Consider the following 1,591-nt stretch of genomic DNA (forward strand, 5'->3'; position numbering starts at 1 on the left):
TTTTTTTTTTTTTTGTTTTTTCTTGTCTTAGGCTCTATTTTTTTTGCAACATCTTTTTACAAACTATTGCTAATTAAATCAGTATTTTTTTATGTAGTATAATAATTTTATTATCAAAAATTAGTTTATTTATATTTTAGGCATTCTTGCTAAGATTAAATATTATTTTTTATTAACGTTTAAAATTATATATTTATTCCAATTATACCTTATATTTAAAATTAAAAAAATATTTATTAAAACATTACTCATTTATTTTTCATTAATACTTTGTATTCTATTGCCAATAAATTTATACAATTCAGACATATAATACATATATTTAACTCTTATTTTATAAATAAAATAAGCTGTTAAAATAGATAAATTATTATCTATTCCAACAGCTCATTTTTATACTATTATAAAATTATTTTGTACTATCTCTCTTTATTAATTGATAATCAAGTACATATTGATCTTGATCTAATGGCTTCTTATTAAGAATCTTTATAAGCATTCTCATAGCAACAGATCCCATATCATAGCTTGGTTGTGCTACTGTAGATATCTTTGGATAGAAGATTGCACCAGCATTATTATTATTAAATCCTATAACACTTACATCTTCTGGAACTCTTATTCCATTATCTCTTAACTCATTTATAGCACCCATTGCAATTTCATCTGATGCACATACTATTCCGTCAAATTTCTTTCCTGTTTCAATAAAATGTTTTACTGCTTTTGCACCTGATTTTACTTTTAATGTATCAAAGAATACTAAATCGTTATCTTTTTTAAGTCCTGCTTCTCTTACTGCTTTTTCAAATCCGATATATCTTTCTCCCCATGCATTCATACCTTTGGCATCTGTTCCAATATAAGCCAAGTTTTTAGCTCCATTATCAATTAGATGCTTAGTTCCACAGTAGATTGCACTTATATTATCTATAGTTACGCTAGGAAAATCATGATTTTTATCTTTACTTTCAACTAGAACTGTTTTTAAATCTAAGTCATTAATTGTATCAATGATTTCATCATCTAATGAACTACTCATATAGATAACTCCATCTACCATTTTTTCCTTAAGTACTCTTAAATATTCTTTTTCTTTATCTGAATCGAAATCAGAATTACAAAGAATTATATTATAATCATATATATGAGAAACGTCTTCTGCTCCTCTTACTATTTCTGGATAAAATTGACTTGATATATCAGGAATTAATATTCCTATTGTTTTTGTTCTTTGTGTTTTTAAACTTCTTGCTACGATATTTGGTCTATAACCTAATTTTTTAATTGCATCTAAAACCTTTTTCTTCGTGTCTTCGTTTACTACATCGATATCGTTTAACACTCTTGAAACGGTTGCAATAGATACACCGGCTTCTTTTGCTACATCTTTAATAGAAGTTGCCATTCATTTATCACTCCCATTTATTATATTCTGATTACATTATTATAACCCAAATAATAATGTAATAACAAGAAATTCTATTTTCTTTTAAGTTTTTTATTTGTTTATAATCGAGTAGGAGGTAATCAATTATTTTGATTACCGACCTCTCACACCACCGCACGTACAATGTCGTCAACTTAAGAA

Annotated in this window: 1 protein-coding gene; it reads right to left on the reverse strand. The window is 25.9% G+C overall.

Annotated elements, in window-relative coordinates:
* Positions 1-409: 409 nt before the first annotated feature.
* The gene (locus BM384_RS17015) at positions 410-1,408 is read right to left on the reverse strand and encodes a LacI family DNA-binding transcriptional regulator (protein ID WP_090015450.1); all 999 of its coding nucleotides are present in this window, start codon (positions 1,406-1,408) and stop codon (positions 410-412) included.
* Between the last annotated feature and the right edge of the window lie 183 nt (positions 1,409-1,591).

The sequence above is a fragment of the Clostridium sp. DSM 8431 genome (genome assembly GCF_900116755.1).
Taxonomy (GTDB): domain Bacteria; phylum Bacillota; class Clostridia; order Clostridiales; family Clostridiaceae; genus Clostridium.